At 54.4% G+C, this 16,650-nt stretch carries 13 protein-coding genes; 10 read left to right on the forward strand and 3 right to left on the reverse strand.

The window, feature by feature from the left end:
* Nucleotides 1-55 precede the first annotated feature (55 nt).
* The 3 genes from K5621_RS03765 to K5621_RS03775 are packed head-to-tail and all read left to right on the forward strand — an operon-like array spanning nt 56 to nt 3,633.
* Nucleotides 56-1,363: a paraquat-inducible protein A gene (locus K5621_RS03765; protein ID WP_245003131.1), complete on the forward strand. Its 1,308-nt coding sequence runs from the start codon at nt 56-58 to the stop codon at nt 1,361-1,363.
* Nucleotides 1,356-3,029 (forward strand): intermembrane transport protein PqiB, encoded by a 1,674-nt coding sequence (gene pqiB / locus K5621_RS03770; RefSeq protein WP_245003132.1) that lies wholly within the window; start codon nt 1,356-1,358, stop codon nt 3,027-3,029. Before K5621_RS03765 ends, pqiB begins: the two co-directional genes overlap by 8 nt.
* Nucleotide 3,030: 1 nt before the next feature.
* On the forward strand, nt 3,031-3,633 hold the full coding sequence (locus tag K5621_RS03775) for a PqiC family protein (protein ID WP_221050464.1): 603 nt from the start codon (nt 3,031-3,033) through the stop codon (nt 3,631-3,633).
* A 175-nt stretch (nt 3,634-3,808) separates the two neighbouring features.
* On the opposite strand, the gene dbpA is transcribed toward K5621_RS03775, so the two are convergent.
* Both dbpA and K5621_RS03785 read right to left on the reverse strand, forming a co-directional pair.
* Nucleotides 3,809-5,194 (reverse strand): ATP-dependent RNA helicase DbpA, encoded by a 1,386-nt coding sequence (dbpA, locus tag K5621_RS03780; RefSeq protein WP_083399716.1) that lies wholly within the window; start codon nt 5,192-5,194, stop codon nt 3,809-3,811.
* A 140-nt stretch (nt 5,195-5,334) separates the two neighbouring features.
* Nucleotides 5,335-6,834 carry a DEAD/DEAH box helicase gene (locus tag K5621_RS03785; RefSeq protein ID WP_221050465.1) on the reverse strand — a complete coding sequence of 500 codons (1,500 nt, stop codon included), beginning with the start codon at nt 6,832-6,834 and terminating at the stop codon, nt 5,335-5,337.
* A gap of 223 nt (nt 6,835-7,057) precedes the next feature.
* Between K5621_RS03785 and K5621_RS03790 the strand changes: the two genes are divergently transcribed.
* The 5 genes from K5621_RS03790 to K5621_RS03810 all read left to right on the forward strand — a co-directional run bounded on the left by K5621_RS03790 (nt 7,058) and on the right by K5621_RS03810 (nt 13,099).
* Nucleotides 7,058-8,104 carry a DUF3626 domain-containing protein gene (locus K5621_RS03790; RefSeq protein WP_221050466.1) on the forward strand — a complete coding sequence of 349 codons (1,047 nt, stop codon included), beginning with the start codon at nt 7,058-7,060 and terminating at the stop codon, nt 8,102-8,104.
* A 354-nt stretch (nt 8,105-8,458) separates the two neighbouring features.
* Nucleotides 8,459-10,336, forward strand: coding sequence for a heme ABC transporter permease/ATP-binding protein CydD (cydD, locus tag K5621_RS03795; RefSeq protein WP_221050467.1), 1,878 nt, complete (start codon nt 8,459-8,461; stop codon nt 10,334-10,336).
* A gap of 1 nt (nt 10,337) precedes the next feature.
* On the forward strand, nt 10,338-12,083 hold the full coding sequence (cydC, locus tag K5621_RS03800; protein WP_221050468.1) for a heme ABC transporter ATP-binding protein/permease CydC: 1,746 nt from the start codon (nt 10,338-10,340) through the stop codon (nt 12,081-12,083).
* Between the two features lie 204 nt (nt 12,084-12,287).
* Nucleotides 12,288-12,578 carry a DUF134 domain-containing protein gene (locus K5621_RS03805; RefSeq protein WP_025888568.1) on the forward strand — a complete coding sequence of 97 codons (291 nt, stop codon included), beginning with the start codon at nt 12,288-12,290 and terminating at the stop codon, nt 12,576-12,578.
* A complete protein-coding gene (locus K5621_RS03810) occupies nt 12,575-13,099 on the forward strand; it encodes a NifB/NifX family molybdenum-iron cluster-binding protein (RefSeq protein WP_221050469.1) in 525 nt (174 codons plus the stop codon). The genes K5621_RS03805 and K5621_RS03810 overlap by 4 nt, the downstream gene beginning before the upstream one ends.
* A 70-nt stretch (nt 13,100-13,169) precedes the next feature.
* On the opposite strand, the gene K5621_RS03815 is transcribed toward K5621_RS03810, so the two are convergent.
* Nucleotides 13,170-14,462, reverse strand: coding sequence for a DUF5666 domain-containing protein (locus tag K5621_RS03815; protein ID WP_221050470.1), 1,293 nt, complete (start codon nt 14,460-14,462; stop codon nt 13,170-13,172).
* A 397-nt stretch (nt 14,463-14,859) separates the two neighbouring features.
* Here K5621_RS03815 and K5621_RS03820 point away from each other — a divergent pair, with 397 nt between their 5' ends.
* A complete protein-coding gene (locus K5621_RS03820) occupies nt 14,860-15,117 on the forward strand; it encodes a hypothetical protein (RefSeq protein ID WP_100142495.1) in 258 nt (85 codons plus the stop codon).
* A gap of 233 nt (nt 15,118-15,350) precedes the next feature.
* Nucleotides 15,351-16,580 carry a dicarboxylate/amino acid:cation symporter gene (locus K5621_RS03825; protein ID WP_100142496.1) on the forward strand — a complete coding sequence of 410 codons (1,230 nt, stop codon included), beginning with the start codon at nt 15,351-15,353 and terminating at the stop codon, nt 16,578-16,580.
* Nucleotides 16,581-16,650: the final 70 nt, after the last annotated feature.

Raw genomic sequence — 16,650 nt, forward strand, 5'->3', positions numbered from 1 at the left:
CTTTTTCCAGGGTGAACCGCTGAGTCTGGTCACACTGAAAATCACAGGAGTTATTGTGGAGTCGTTAAATACCCCGCCGGAAGATGCTGGCCGCCAAGGGCAAAATACCCAGCTGCAGGCCTGTGAAGAGTGCGGTTTGGTGAGTGCTTTTAGCGAGCCCAAACCCGGCAATAAGGTGAGCTGTCCTCGCTGTCATCACGGCTTACAGTCAGCCTTGAAGGCACCGTTTCAGCAGGTTTGGGCCTATGGTTTGGCGACCCTTATTCTGTTGGCCTTGAGCCTGGGGTTTCCCTTTCTGTCTTTCAGTGTCCAGGGCTTGTCGCAAAAGGTCAGCCTCTGGGGCGCCTTGGTCAGCATGCATTACGCCAGCAACAGCATATTGGCGTTGGTGATCTTACTGTGCGTGGTGATCTTGCCGCTGATCTATATCCTTTTTGCCATGTGCATCTATCGCTTGGGTTATCTGGCGAGCCAAGGCAAGGCTGTGTCTTTAGGTTGGGCAAGAACCGGCAGCAAGCTTGTTTTCAAGTTTGAATCCTGGTTGATGGCCGATGTGTTTCTGGTGGGGATCTTGGTGGCCATGGTGAAGATCATCTCCTTGGCAGATGTCGGTTTTGGGCCATCTTTCTGGGCTTTTTGCCTCTACAGCCTGCTATTGGTGAAGTTTGTCTCCGTCATCGACAGCTCGTGGATCTGGGATCGCTTGTCACCCAGAGAAGAGATTGCCCAGGTCCATAGCGGTGACAGCCATCTGAATCACAACCATGATTCCTGCCATATCTGTGGCCAATTGAATCTGGTGTCGAGTAAAAACTGCTGCCGCTGCGGCGCTGGGGTTCAGCCCTATATTCCACTGCAAAGTATGCAGACGGCCTGGGCTTTTTTGCTGGCCGCCGTGGTGTTTTATATACCGGCCAACTTCTATCCCATCATGTATACCACCAGCGTCGGGCAGACCGAAGCATCGACCATTATCAGCGGTGTGGTCTTGCTTTGGCATCTGGGTTCCTATCCTGTGGCCTCGGTTATTTTTCTGGCCAGCATAGTGATCCCTACCGCCAAGATCCTGTCTCTGGCTTATCTGTTTCGCCAGGCGGGCAAAGGGCGGGTTAAGGGCAAAGAGAGTCGCAATCAGTCGCTGTACCGGGTAACCGAATTCATCGGCCGCTGGTCCATGATAGATATCTTTGTGGTGGCTTTGCTGACCGCTCTGGTTCAGTTGGATGAGCTTATGGCCATTAAGCCGGGACCTGCGGCACTCTCCTTCGCCATGGTGGTGATCCTGACCATGCTGTCCGCGATTAGTTTTGACTCCAGGGTGCTCTGGAGTCAGTCAGGGCTCAAAAAGCGGGCCCATGAATAATATGAGTGAATCTATGTTAAATGACGAATTTGTCCGGGCCGAAGAGTCCCCCAGCGCCAAGGTGTCTGCCGTTTGGCTGATACCTATAGTTGCACTACTCATCGGTTGCTGGATGCTTTATGACTACTTCGATCAGCTCGGCAGTGAGATCAAGCTACACCTCAAGACTGCCGAAGGCATAGAGGTGGGTAAAACCTTTCTCAAGTCACGTAATGTCAATGTCGGTGTGATTGAGAGCATTAAGCTGAGCGATGATTACAGCGCGATTATTGCGACGGCAAGAGTGTCGCCGGACGCCGAGAGAATGCTGACCACAGACGCCCGCTTCTGGGTGGTGAAGCCCAGAATAGGCAAAGAGGGGATCACAGGGCTCGATACCTTGTTGTCCGGTGCCTACATAGAGTTGGAGCCGGGAAGAACGGCCGTCGCCCACTATGAATTCAATGTACTGGAGCACCCTCCGGTGGCCTCGGCCGATGAACAGGGCATCAGGGTAGTGCTCAATAGCCGTCAGGCGGGCAAGCTTGGCGTTGGCGACCCTGTACTCTACGAAGGCTTCACAGTCGGCAGAGTGGAAAGCACCGGCTTTGATACCGATAAACGCCAGGCGTTTTACCAGCTGTTTATCAATAAACCCTATGATGAATTGGTACGCAGCAACAGCCAATTTTGGCTGGCCTCGGGGCTGAATATGCAGCTGTCTGCCAAGGGGCTGGATCTGCAGGTGGGTTCATTGGAGTCATTGCTCAGAGGAGGCGTCAGCTTTGGCTTGCCTGAGGGGCGTTTGGCCGGGGAAAAGGTTGAGGATGGTGAGGATAATTTCCCTCTCTATGATTCGCAAGAGCTGGCCAGTCAGAGCCTTTACAGCCAGTATTTGGAATATGTCATGTTGTTTGATGAGTCGGTGCGGGGGCTGCATGAAGGCGCCAGCGTCGAATTCCGCGGTATTACCATAGGTAAAGTGGTCAAGGCGCCACTGACGTTGCAGCAGTATGGTGTCCATGGTGCAGGACTCAGCAATGGCACCATTCCTGTATTGGTCAGAATTGAGCTGGCACGGGTATTTGAAAACGCCGAGTCGACGGGGCTTGAGCAGCTGCGCTCAGAAATAGACAGAGATTTGGGGGCGGGCCTGAGAGCGAGTCTCAAGACTGGGAGTCTGTTAACCGGTGCGCTGTTCATCGACTTGGATCTGTATCCGGATGCCGAGCCATACCAGGCCGGGACTTTTATGGAGTATCCACTGTTTCCCACCAAGCGTGCCGGAGTGGCTGAAATACAAAAGCAGGTGGGGCAACTGATCAGTAAATTAAATAACTTACCACTGGAGAGCACTTTCCAGGGGGTTAACCATACCCTGGAAAACACCAGTGCCGCCTTGGCGCAATGGGACAAGGTGGGGCAAAAATTGGAGCAGTTGCTCAAGCAACAGGAGATGCAGGCGTTACCGGGTGAGCTGCAAAACACGCTGCGGGAATTTCAAGGGATGGCGCAGGACTATGGCCAGGACTCGGCCATGTACGCCGAATTGCAATCCAGCCTGAAACAGCTCAAGGCTGTGATGCGGGAGTTGCAGCCCTTATCACGGCAACTGAATGAAAAACCCAACCTCTTGATCATGGGGGCAGATACTGCCGCCGATCCGACACCGAAAAAGGCCGATTGATATGCGAATTATCCTGTTTTCTCTACTGCTGGTATTGGCCGGCTGCTCCAGTCAACCCCAGGTAGCCACTTACTTCTTGGGTAAAGCGCCGCAGGCAACTTCTGAAGCGAGAGCGACATCCCCTCTGCGCCAGTGCCAATGGCGCCTCGCCGGGGTGGAAATGGCCGACTTTCTGGCGGGCAATGGTTTGGTTTATCAGGTTTCAAACCATGAATTGGCTATCGCCCGTCAACATCTGTGGGCCGGTGATATCAGTGAGCAGATAAAGGTCAAGATGGCGTCTTTGTTGGCCCATGAATGCCCGCATGAGGCCTCGGTCGATATACCGGCGCAGGAGCCGTTAACCCTGACGTTAGGTTTCAATGAGTTTCACGGACGATACAGCGGCGATGCCTTGATTGGGGGTCATTGGCGCATCAGTAACTCTTCCGGCGAACAAGTGTTGCAGGCCGACTTTCATTATGACGTGCCCCTGACTTCAGATGGATACCCGGCGCTGGTTGAGAGTCTCTCTCTGGGGCTTGAAAAGCTGGCGCGGGATATTGATGCCGGGATTGCGAGCCTGAATCTCATTAGCGAACAGAGTTTGGCTTCCAGGCGCTAAAATACGGTTGAACGCGGCCAACTTGCTGACTAATGACAGAGGCTTGCTGATGGTTTTTGCCTAACGCTATTTGGCTGGCGGCAGCTATGTGGATAAGCATAAAAATGCCTGCAATTGATGCAGGCATTTTTATCATCCTTAAACCACCGCCTTTGGCGGTATTGAGGGTTTCGGTTTAAGGTTTCATCGCCCAGGCGCGGAATGACTTGCCTTTGAGCTTGCGCTCACTCAGTAATTTGACCGCGGTATTGGCGCACTCGCTGCGCACCGCTACATAAGACCAGATATCCTGAATTTGTATTTTGCCCACATCGGCGCCGGTCAGGCGGTTGTCGGCTGTAATTGCGCCGAGAATATCCCCCGGGCGCAGCTTATGCTTCTTGCCGCCTTCAATGCGGATGCAGCGCATGGCCGCTCTTATCGGCGCAGAGGAAAAACTGCCGGGCTTTGGCAGTTCGCTCATGGTTTGCGGGCCAAAGATATCCTCCAGCAGCGCCATTCGCATGCCATCCTTGGGGCCTACCAGGCTAACGGCCTGGCCCGAGGCACCGGCGCGGCCGGTACGACCGACCCTGTGCACATGCACTTCGGGATCGAATGCCAGTTGATAGTTGATCACCAGATCCAGGGCTTCGATATCCAGGCCCCTGGCGGCAACATCTGTGGCTACCAACACCACCACGCTCTTGAGGGCAAACTGCACCAGCGCCTGATCGCGCTCACGCTGATCCAGATCGCCATGGAGTGCTCGCACGCTGAAGCCCTGCTGCTCCAGGTTGTCGGCCAGCTCCTGGGTTTCTCTTTTGGTATTGCAAAATATCACGGCACTCTCAGGCCTGTGGGCCAGTAGCAATGCTTCCACCGCTTGCAGCCTGGAGGCGGTGTCTGTCACTTCGATAAACTGCTGCGCTATGCTGAGTTGATCATGTTGCTGCTCCAACTTGATGCTGAGCGGCTTATCCATCATGGCGCGGGCCAATTCGGCAATCGGTTCCGGGAAGGTGGCGCTGAACAGCAAACTTTGGCGCTTGTCCGGCATATAGGCGCTTATCTGCTCCAGTGCATCGGCAAAGCCCATCTCCAGCATACGGTCGGCTTCATCCAACACAAGTTGCTGCAATTCGCCCAGATCCAGACGCCCCTTCTGCAGGTGGTCCAGTACCCGCCCCGGTGTGCCAACTATAATATGCGCGCCATGTTCCAGCGAGCCTATCTGTGGCCCCACAGGCACACCGCCGCACAGGGTCAGGATCTTGATGTTGTGAATGCCGCGGGCAAAACGGCGCAGTTCCTTGGCCACCTGATCGGCCAGTTCCCGGGTGGGGCAGAGCACCAGGGACTGCACCCGAAAACGTTTCACATTGAGTCGATTCAACAGCCCAAGACCGAAGGCCGCCGTTTTGCCCGAGCCGGTTTTCGCCTGAGCCAGTACATCGCGGCCCTCAATAATGGCCGGCAGGCTGGCGGCTTGAACCTGGGTCATGGCGGTGAAACCAAGATCGTTCAGGGTGGCCAGCAGCGCGGGTTTCAACGGCAGGCTGGAAAAGGGTAAATCACTCAAGCTGTGTCCTATGGGCTCGCAAATGGAGCAAAAATGGTAAAGGGGTATTGTAACAGGCGGGGATGGTTTTTAGGCAGACTAATCTTGCAGCATTGAAAAAGCCCACTCAAGTGGGCTTTCAATCTCAGGCTTGATTGAGCTTAGCGCTCATTTCTTTGCCGGGAGCCGCGCGCTTGTGAGTCGCGTTGCTGTGATGCCCGGCCCTGGTTATTGCGCTGCTGGCCTGAGCCGTTATTGCCCTTGCCGGTGCCTTGCGGCTTACTCTCTTGGGAGCGACCGCCCTGAGGCTTGGCGTTTGCGGGCCTGCGTCTGGCACTTGAACCTTCGGTCTTGGCGCCCTGAGCCGGACGACGATGGCGGTTTTCAGCATTGGCCGGCTTGTTGCCATTACCTTTATCCAGGTTGCCGCTGCGCTGGCCATCCTGATGCCCCTCTTTGGGCTTTTTCGGCTTCTTGGGCTTTTTCGGGCCTATCTTGTTCGGGTTGAGCCGCGATTCCGGCAAGGCTTCCTGAGGTTCGAAGCCATTGACGATTTCACGCTCGATAGTCTTGCCTATCAGCTGCTCTATGTCTTTGAGCTGCTTGAATTCTTCCGCACTCACCAGAGACACTGCCTGACCACTGGCACCGGCGCGGCCGGTACGGCCGATGCGGTGCACATAGTCTTCGGCCACATTGGGCAGATCGAAGTTAACCACTTGCGGCAACTGATCTATATCCAGACCGCGGGCGGCAATATCTGTGGCAACCAACACCTTGACCTTGCCACTCTTGAAATCGGCCAGTGCCTTGGTTCTGGCACCCTGGCTCTTGTTGCCGTGGATGGCCGCCGCGCCAATTCCTTTGCCATCCAGGTGCTTGGCCAGACGGTTGGCACCGTGTTTGGTGCGGGTAAACACCAGTACCTGTTGCCACTTGTACTCTTTGATAAGCGAGGTCAGCAGCGCCGATTTCTTTGACTTGTCTACCGGGTGCAACTTCTGGCTCACCCGCTCGGCGGTGCTATTGGCCGGAGCCACTGAGATCTCGGCGGGATCGTGCACCAAGCCCTTGGCCAGGCGGCGAATGTCGTCAGAGAAAGTGGCACTGAACATCAGGTTTTGCCGCTTGGCCGGCAGCAAAGCCAGAATTTTTTTGATGTCGTGAATAAAGCCCATATCCAGCATGCGGTCGGCTTCGTCCAGCACCAGCACTTCCAACTGGCCGAATTTGACGGCATTTTGTTGGTACAGATCCAACAGGCGTCCCGGTGTGGCCACCAGGATATCGACCCCTTTTCTCAAGGTCTGCATCTGTGGGTTAATGGAAACACCGCCAAAGACCACAGAGCTGCGCAGATCCAGATGCTTGCCATAGAGACCGACGCTTTCGGCCACTTGAGCGGCCAGCTCACGGGTGGGGGTCAGCACCAAAGCGCGGATATGGTTGCCCCGCGGACGAATACCCCCATTGAGACGCTCCAGCAAAGGCAAGGTAAAGCCGGCGGTTTTGCCTGTCCCTGTCTGGGCGGCAGCCATTACATCCCGGCCCTGCAATACTGCGGGAATGGCCTGGGCTTGAATGGGGGATGGAGTGGAGTAACCTTGTTCGGCGACAGCGTTCAAAATCGGGGCCGACAGGCCCAGGGAGGCAAAACTCATGCAATCTTCTCAATTGACAGCGCGGAGCTGAGATATGGGAGCCGCAGTGCACAGCGTTGCGGCGAAGGCGGCAAGCTTACAGCATTTGCGGCTAAAGTGCTAATTGCAGCCAACTTGAACCCTTTTATTTTACGCTTGTCTTAACTTTTACGGTTGCAAAGCAGCCGCTTAACCTATCTTGGAAAAGCAAGAGCCAAATTCAGGCCTCGACTCGGTGAGGTGTATGGGGGCATTAGAGCATATACAGGCGCAGGCCCTGCATCGCAGGGAGCATGCACTGGGCGTGATCAAGAATGTGCAGTTGATGTCCGCCATCGACACGGCACGGCTCTCTCTCGGGCTGAATATGCTGGCTCAACATGGCCGTATCGCCTTTCATTTTCACCCGGATAGAATCGACTCCCGCGGCTGGCCTGTGTTGGCCGGTATGCTGGCCGACGGTATTTATAAGACCCAGTTTGAAACCCGGGTATCCAACGGCAAACTCTCGCCTCAAGTTGGTGGTCCGCGAGATCATTGGGAAAACCAGCTGTTCGGTGACTGTTATCGTGGCGCCAGAGGGCGCCCCAAATACGGCGCCCTGGATCTGGGCATGCACCAAAACGGCCCCTCGGCCCGTTTCGGCAGCTGCTATCTGTTGTCATCTCCTGCGTTGTTGCATCGCTGCACATTCAGTTATCTGGACTCCTGCCGTGAGCCCAGGGAAAAAGGCACCGCGGCCTGCTTTGAAGATATTTTTGCTGCGCTGTTCAACGAGTGCTTTGAACGTAGTTCGGCATTGGGCGTAGGTCAGTTGCGCCCGGCGGCCTTGGTCGATTATCTGGTTAATGCCTTGCCTTTGGGGGTGGCAGCCAGGTTTGAGCGCCCCATGAGCGGTGACCTGGATCATTACATTGAGGCTCAGTGCCACGGTGAGCTGGTGATAGGTGAAGACCTGACTCACTTGGTGGCCGATCCGGCATTCAAAGGCACAGAGATGGAGATTCTGATGCAGCGCTTGTGTGACAAGTACCGACTGCAGCTGTGTTGGCATCAGGGCTATCAAATGCCGGTTGATGAGGTGCCGCCAGATTTTCGCGGTGCCGCCATGCCCAAGCTCGCCGCCTTGGTGGCACCGGATGGCCTGCTCGATGCCCGTCTGATAGGGGAAGCGGCGCTGACACTGCATAAAGATCCGCAGCAGTGGCGCATGTATGGCAATGAAACCGAGCTCAAACAGCAGCTCAAGTTGCTGTGGCATGTGCTGGTGCGTTTTGGTCACAGCCGCTGAGGGCACTCCATCTCTGGTCGGTCGTCTCAATTGAGCGGGGATTAGCCGTGAGTATGCACTGTGTGCTCACAGCGGTAGCTGCGCCATCGAAGCGAACCTCTAACGTTAGTAGATCTAGCATTAAGTAGATTGTGGGGAGGGCGTTAACTTGGGGTTAAGCTGCTTGGCTTATGGTGCGTTTTTTTGATCTGGCGCAAATTTTGTGAGTCCGGTAACAGTTCCTGGGCAACGGGTTTCTTCCCTTGGCAATGCCTGCGATACTGCTTGCCTACCGAACGATTCGCCTTAGGTCAAGCTATTACCTTGCTGCTTTGGCAGCAACAGCGTCATTAGCTGATTTTGCAGTAGGATCCCATGGACAAATCCTTAGAGAAACAACTCGGTCGCTGGCTCAAAGCGCAACAATCTGCCTGTGGCCCCTTCCTTAAACTCTCTGTGTTGTTGGGCGTGCTCAACGGCTTGGCGCTGGTGGGCCAGGCCTGGGTGCTGGCCACTGTGCTGCAGGGGCTGATCATCGACGAGCTTGATAGGCAGGCATTTATTCCGCATATGTTGGCCTTTGCGACTCTGGTGTTGCTGCGAGCCGTTATCGCTTGGCTCAGAGAGCGGGTCAGCTTCGAGGCCGGCAGACGCCTCAGAGAGCAGATGCGCGCCGCCGTGCTCAATAAGCTTGAACGCCTGGGGCCGGCCTTTGTCAATGGCAAGCCTGTCGGCAGCTGGGCCAGTATAGTGCTGGAACAGATAGAAGATTTGCAGGATTTCTATGGCCGTTACCTGCCGCAGATGAGCCTGGCGGCCTTTATTCCGCTGATCATCTTGGTATGTGTGTTCCCCATCAACTGGGCCGGTGGCCTGATTTTGCTCGGCACCGCTCCCCTTATTCCACTGTTTATGGTCTTGGTCGGCATGGGTGCCGCCGATGCCAACCGCAAGCATTTCGGTGCGCTGCAGCAATTGAGCGGCCACTTTATGGATCGCCTCAAGGCCTTGCCGACACTCAAGCTTTTCTATCGCGCCGAAGCGGAGCAGCGCGCCATAGGCAAGGCCTCGGAAGATTTTCGTGAGCGTACCATGGCAGTGCTCAGAATGGCGTTTCTCAGCTCCGCCGTGCTGGAGTTCTTCGCCGCGGTATCCATCGCTATTTTGGCGGTATATTTCGGCTTCAGTTATCTGGGGCACCTGGACTTTGGTCATTACGGCATGGGTATCAGCCTGTTTACCGGGATGTTTGTGCTGATTTTGGCACCTGAGTTTTATCAGCCGCTGCGCGACATGGGCACTCACTACCATGCCAAGGCCCAGGCGGTGGGCGCCGCCGAATCCTTGATGGCACTGCTGGAGTTGCCTGAGCCGCTCAAGCGTGGCGAACAGCCCCTCCCCGGTGAGAGCATTGAACTGCAGGCCCGGGATCTCAAGGTATTGAGCATAGACGGCGTGCCTTTACTGGGGCCGTTGAGTTTTAGCTTAGCGGCGGGCGAGAAGCTGGCCTTGGTGGGCCCGAGTGGCGCCGGTAAAACCAGCTTGCTCAACGCTCTGCTGGGGTTTCTGCCCTATGAGGGCAGCTTAAAGCTCAATGGTATTGAACTGGCCGAGCTGGATCCTGCCGCCTGTCGCAGCCGTATCGCCTGGCTTGGCCAGAATCCGCAGCTGTTTCACGGCTCTATCGCCGATAATCTGCGTCTCGGCCAGCCCGAACTGACCGAGGCGCAATTGTGGGATTATCTGCAACAGGCCAAGGTGGCCGACTATGTTCGCGCCTTGCCGGATGGGCTGGCACACCAATTGGATGAATACAGCGGTGGCCTGTCTGTGGGGCAAGCGCAGCGGCTGGCTTTGGCCCGTGCCCTTGGGCGTCAGGCGCAGCTGTTTGTGCTCGATGAGCCCAGCGCCAGCCTCGACAGCCAGAGTGAACAACTGGTGCTTAGCGCGCTGTGGCAGGCGATGGCTGGCAAGAGCTGCCTTATGGTGACCCACAGATTGGATCAACTGGATCGGATGGACAGAGTTCTGGTGCTGGATCAGGGAAAACTGGTGCAGCAGGGCACCTTTGCCGAACTCAAAGCACAGCCGGGCTTACTGGCGCAGATGCTGGATGAGCTGCCGCTGGCGGTTTCCCTCGATGATGCGCCAAAGGCATCGGCGCCGCCGATTGCCGCGAGCGCTGAGGCGGAAGCCGGGGCAGACTCAAAACCCGCGTCTGAGTCAAAGTCAGAGTCAGGGGAGGAGCGCTGAGATGAAGCTGTTACTGCCCTTTATCCGTCTGTTCCGCCGCCAGTCTTTGATGATGTTTGTCGGCCTGCTGCTGACAGTAACGACCCTAATGGCCGGTATTGGCCTGTTGTCGCTCTCCGGCTGGTTCTTATCTGCTACGGCAGTGGCCGGTCTGGCTTTGGTGACGGCGGAAGCCTTCAACTACTTTACTCCGGCGGGCGGGGTGCGTTTCCTCTCCATTGCCCGCACGGCAAGCCGCTACGGTGAAAGGCTGGCTACCCATGAGGCAACCTTCAGGATCCTGACCGATCTCAGGTTGTGGGCCTGGCGCTCTTTGCTGCCTTTGAGTGAACGTAATCTATCCGGGATGCGCCGCGGCGATCTGCTCAACCGTTTGGTGGCCGATATCGACACGCTGGATCACCTGTATCTGAGGCTGTTGACGCCGCTGACGGCCTTCTTGCTGATGCTGCTGGCATTGACCACCTTTATTGGTTGGTTTGATCTCAACTTGGCTATCCTGCTTTGTACTGGCCTCTTGCTCAGTTGGTTGTTGTTGCCGAGTGTGTTCTATCTGCTTGGCAGGCGACCCGGGCGCGAGCTGATTGAAGCGCGGCGCAGCTACAGGGTTCGGCTGCTGGAGTGGTTGTCCGGCCAGGCAGAGCTGAGTTTGTTTTCCGATGCCAAAGGCGGCGCTGCTGAAAGCTTTCGGGCGGAACTCGACCGCGCCGAGCAGAGCTGGTTTGCCAGTCAGAAGGCGATGGCGGCGATCACCGGCCTGAGCCAGGCAATGTTGATCCTCTGTCACGGCTTGTTGGTGTTGCTGTTGCTCTGGTTTGCCGCCGCAGGTGTGGGGCCGGCCGTGCCTCCCGGGCCTTTGCTGGCCATGGTCTTGTTTGCCACTCTGGCCTGTATCGAGATGATGATGCCGCTGGCCGGCGCCTTTCAACATCTGTCTTCTGTGCTCTTGGCCGCCAAGCGGGTGTCCGAGTTGACAGAGCAGCGCTCCGACATTGAATTTCCTGCCGTCTCGGCAACCGTGCCCAAGAGCGGCGCCCTTATCATCAAAGATCTGCATTTCGGTTACACGGACACCCAGCCAGTGCTGCAAGGCTTGTCGCTGCAGGTACCTGCGGGCAGCAAGGTGGCGCTCCTTGGGAAAACCGGTTCGGGTAAGTCCAGTCTGCTGGCCTTGATAACCCGTCAGTGGCAGCCGCAGCAGGGGGAGATATTGCTGGGCGGCGTACCTGTGGCCTCTCTGGATGAAAAGACCTTGCGGGCTTCCATGACAGTGGTCAGTCAGCGGGTACAATTGCTCAGCGCCAGTCTCAGAGATAACCTGCAGCTGGCCTTGCCGGAAAAAGTCACCGATGACACGCTAGCCGAGGTGCTGCGCCAAGTTGGGCTGGAGGGATTACTTGCGGGTGAGGGGCTCAACGCCTGGATAGGTGAAGGTGGGCGTCAGTTATCCGGTGGCGAGCAGCGCCGGATCGGCGTGGCTCGGGCGCTGCTGCGGGATGCGCCGTTGCTGCTGCTTGATGAACCTACAGAGGGGCTTGATCGGCGCACCGAACAGGAGATCCTCAAGTTGCTGCTGCAGTTTGCCAAAGACAAGACGCTGGTGATGATAAGTCATCGCCTAACCGGTATGGCGCAGATGGATGCCATTCACCTGCTGGATGAAGGCAAGCTAGTGGCCAGTGGCAGTCATGAGCAACTGCTGCAGGAGTCGACCGCTTACAGCGCCTTGTATCAGAGGTTACACTGAGCCCCAGAGGTTCAAAAAGAGACTCAAGAAGAGACTCAAGAAGATACTCAAAAAGAGGCTCAAGTTAGACTTATTCAAAGGGATGCATCGGCATCCCTTTTTCTTTTAAAAGCGCTAAATTCTCGCCTGGATCACAGATCCCATACGGGTTCAAAGTCAGAATATAGTTATTGGCATATGCCAATAACTAATAAGGATACTCCCATGCCCAGACCCAGAAAATGCCGCCGCCTGCAGCATGGCACGCCCTGCCGCTTCTACAAACCCAACGGCATTCCGGCCTCAGCCCTGGAGGCAGTCGCCTTGGCGGCCGATGAGTTTGAGGCCCTGGCGTTGGCCGACTTTCGTGGTCTGGCGCAACAAGAGGCCGCCGAGCAGATGGGGATATCCAGGCAGACCTTTGGCAACTTGATTAAGCAGGCACGCCATAAACTGGCCAAGGCCCTGATAGAGGGACAGATGCTGGAGTTGCCCCACACTGAGGAACAGAGATGATAGTGATACCCATGAGCCGGGGCCGCTTGGCCGGGCATTTTACCAAGGCCAAAGAGCTGGCCTTTTATGATAACGAGCACAACCACTGTTTTACCCTGGATAATCCGGCAGCCGCAGGCGGCAATTGCGCCGCCAAAAAGGCGATGCTGCAACTTATCAAGGACAAAGGCGGCCGCATTGTGTTGGTGGATCAAATCGGCGAGCGAATGTTGGGTAAGCTGCTCGATGGTGGCATCAGCGTTTGTCGGCCCGGCAAAGAGAGCAGCGATATCGCGGCTTTGCTGGTTGCGGCCAGTGATATTCAGTTACGGCTGACCAGTGCTGCGGCCGGACGCCCGTCACTCAAACATCAAGCCAAAGGCGGTTGTGGTGGCGGCTGCGGTTGCCATGGTCATGATCATGACTCTGCAGCTGGCTGTGGGAGCAAAGGTTGCGGAGGGCATAACCAGGCAAAATCCTCGCTTAAACCTGTCAACACAAGTCAGCAGAAATTGAGCTATGGTGGTTTCAGGCCGTTGTAATGGGCTCTGCTAATGAAAAACGCCGATCAGATGGATCGGCGTTTTGTTATCTTCAGCAATTTGGCACTAATTAGTCATCGAGACGGCACTGACTCAAGAGTTGTGAGTTGAATTGGCATTCGAGCTCAACCCATCTACCGATATGAGGATTAAGGCTGTCATCACTGGCCTTATAGCCCCAGAGGCTGGCGCCTTGGCCATCATCGTTGACCAGACCTTCAAGCTCAATACCCGCTTCCTGAAGTTCCGGTTCGATTTCCATCACCAGGAATTGGCCATTTTGTTCTGAGCCTTCAACCTGTACCCAGGTGCCATTGAGGCTAACCTCAGTCAAACCTTCATCAAAACGGGTCTGAGGTGTGAGTGTCAGTGTTATGCCATTGATACTGAATTCATTGGCTTGATACACCGCCTTGCCTTCAACTTCAAAGCTGTGGCTGCCCAGTACGGGGGGGGGACTCTGTTTTTCAAAGTCAATCTCGGTGGCCTTCAGCTCTTGGCTATCTTCCTGCCACAGCCCCTCAACATCAACGAGTGCGCCAGGTTGCAACTGTGCCAGTTTGCCATCTTTGAACGCTGTATTGCTATCCAGAGTGACCTGCCATTGTTGATTCAACGTGAAGCGAGTCTTGAGATCGTTAACCCAAGTCACCTGACCTTCCAACTCAACTTCGCTGTCATTATCCACATCCGGAGCTGAATCCACTTCCAATTCGGAGGCCAACAGAACCTCGCCTTGATATTGACCTTCAACCTCCACCCAGGCGCCGTTGGCCAGAGTCCCCTCTACCTGAGCGGCGTTGGCACCATAATCTACCTGTATGCTACCGAGATAGAATTGTTTCAGGTGAGTGTCCAGCTTGCTTATCCGGCCTTCAACTTCCATTTCCTGACGGTTGTTGTCGATGGCAAAGTAAGTTGCTTTGAGTTGATTATCACCCAAGTTATATCCACTGATCTCGACTATATCTCCGGCTTTTATCTTGCCGAAGTCCTGTCCAGTTACCTGGTAACCGGCGACCATCAGCTGCTCGCCATTGATAGCAGTCACAGGGGAAACCAACACGGGGTCATAGCTGACTTCTGTCGCGCTGCGACCATCGGTCTTAATGCTCAGCAACATGCCGGGTTTCAGCTCGGCAATGTTAGCCTTGGTTTTATTGATCTCAATACGAGCCTGTGCTGCTGGGATCGTTAGATCGTTGACTATAAGTGTATCGGTATCAACCGTTTTCAGAGTACCTTGAATCGTCTTGGCTAAATTGGTTATCGGTGGCTGTGGATTGCCTTGTTCATTGGAGTCAGAACCTCCACAGGCACTCAGTCCTGCAACGAGGGGGATGAGCCAGATGCTTCTTTGCATTTTATTCTCCTTGGAGTTCGGGGGATTTTGAAAACGGCGGCAGAATAAACAACTACAGATGAGGTCAAGATGAGGGCGGAATTAAAGTTTGTTAATAATAAGGTTGGGCCGTTAATAAAGAACGGGTGACTGTAAAAATACTCGGGTAAAACTACTTTTTTATGAAGCTGTTATGGGATATCACCTTTGCACTGAAGGCGATGAACTGACAAATTGAGACTCGTCGCAAAGGGAGATTTTTCTGAGCCGGGGCTTGGCATGATATCTTGCCAAAAACAACTGAATAGTTAAAAAAGAGAAGAAGTTACTACTTGGCGATAGATACTTTTATGGCTAGAGTTACTCGATAAGTGAAAGTGCTTTGACAATGACGTCCACTATCTATCAGGAAGATACTATGAACCCCACCAAAGAAAGCTCCTTGGATCTGGAAGTGATCAGTTTGCTGGAAGACAAACAAAAGATTCTTGCAATTAAACACCTGCGTAAAAGTGAGAATTTGAGCCTAAAAGAGGCCAAAAGGAAGGTGGAAGACTATTTGCAGGGGCACCCGGAATTGGAGTTGAGCGACAGGGATCCAGGCAGCGGCAGTGCCATTGTCTGGATAGTGCTGCTGGCATTGGCCGTGGCCTTGATTGTATCGACCCAGCTGTAATTTTTGAAAGATCTATATTTTCAAGCAGTAAAACTCGGTTGTTTTTGAGCTTTATTCATTTTTAGGTGAAGAGAATTGAACATTTCTAATTCTCTTTGCATCTTTTGCCATTTTTGACTAATTGTTGAGCCTGAAACGAGAAAACTCAAGGAAGCAACAGGGTTGATTGTGGTACCTTTGCCCGCTTTGAAATTTTCAACAAGATGACGCCTTCTGGCGGCGGGGACAGTTAAATGAATAATAAGCACTGGATTGGCAATATCGGCGTACAAGTCGTTATCGCCATGTTTTTGGGAGCAGGGGTCGGCTGGTGGTTGGGGCAAGATGCCAGCATGTTTGCTCCATTAGGGACCATTTTTATCCATTTGATCAAGATGTTGGTCATTCCTTTGGTTCTCGTGGCCATCATTTCTGGTGCTGCCAGCCTGGGGGATACGCCTTCGGCGGGTAAGATAGGTTTGGGCACTTTTGGCTTCTTTTTGGTGACTTCCGGTATTGCGGTGGCGCTGGCGCTGTTCCTAGGTAACTGGTTCCAACCCGGCATGGGGGTCGATATTAGCGACCATGGCGTGACCAATTTGATGGAAGTGACCAAAGAGCAGGGCAAATTGCCAGGGGTGATGGACACTTTCATCGGCATGATCCCAACCAATGTGTTTGAGTCGCTGACCGGCGGCAATATTCTGCAAATTCTGGTGTTCAGTATTTTCTTTGGCATAGCACTGACCAAGGTCAAGGGCGATGGTGCCAAGCCGATCCTCGGCGCGCTCAATGCCGTTACAGAAGCCTTGGTATGGATGATCAATTGTGTGATGCTGGTGGCTCCGATTGGTGTATTTGGCTTGATGGCCGACTCCGTTGGTACTTTCGGTTTTGGGTCTTTGAAATCTGTATTTAGCCTGTTTGTTGTATTCTTAGTCGCAATCCTGATCTATGGATTTATTTTCTTCCCCTTGGTGGTGCAACTGTTTTCCAAGGTGTCTGCCTTACAATTTATTAGTGCGATGAAAAAGCCACAGGTCATGGCGCTCTCCACTGCCTCTTCTATGGCCGCATTGCCGGTAAATATGGAAACCTGTGAGGAGGAGTTAAAGGTTTCCAAGGCCACGGCCGCCTTTGTGCTGCCCCTTGGCGCTACCATCAATATGAGCGGTAATGCTATTTACTATGGTTTGGTCGCCATGTTCTTTGCGCAATTGTACGGCGTGGATCTGAGTCTTGGTGCCTATGCGGCGATTATCTTCACCTCTACTCTGGGCGCTATTGGTCAGGCCGGGGTGCCTGGGCCTTCGTTCCTGGTTGTGGCCGTGTTGTTGGCGGCCAAGATCCCTATTGATGGATTGCCACTATTATTTGCCCTGGATCGGGTATTCGACATGATACGTACTTCATTGAATATTACCGGTGATGCCGCTTGTGCGTTGGTGATGGACAACTTCTGCCCGGAAGAGGCCAAAAGCTAACAGGCTTTGAGGGTGTACTCTAACGCTTGACACCCTGGATGGCACTCGGCTTGGACGAGTTCGCTGTGAA

It is taken from the genome of Shewanella carassii, from assembly GCF_019670705.1.
Classification (GTDB): domain Bacteria; phylum Pseudomonadota; class Gammaproteobacteria; order Enterobacterales; family Shewanellaceae; genus Shewanella; species Shewanella carassii.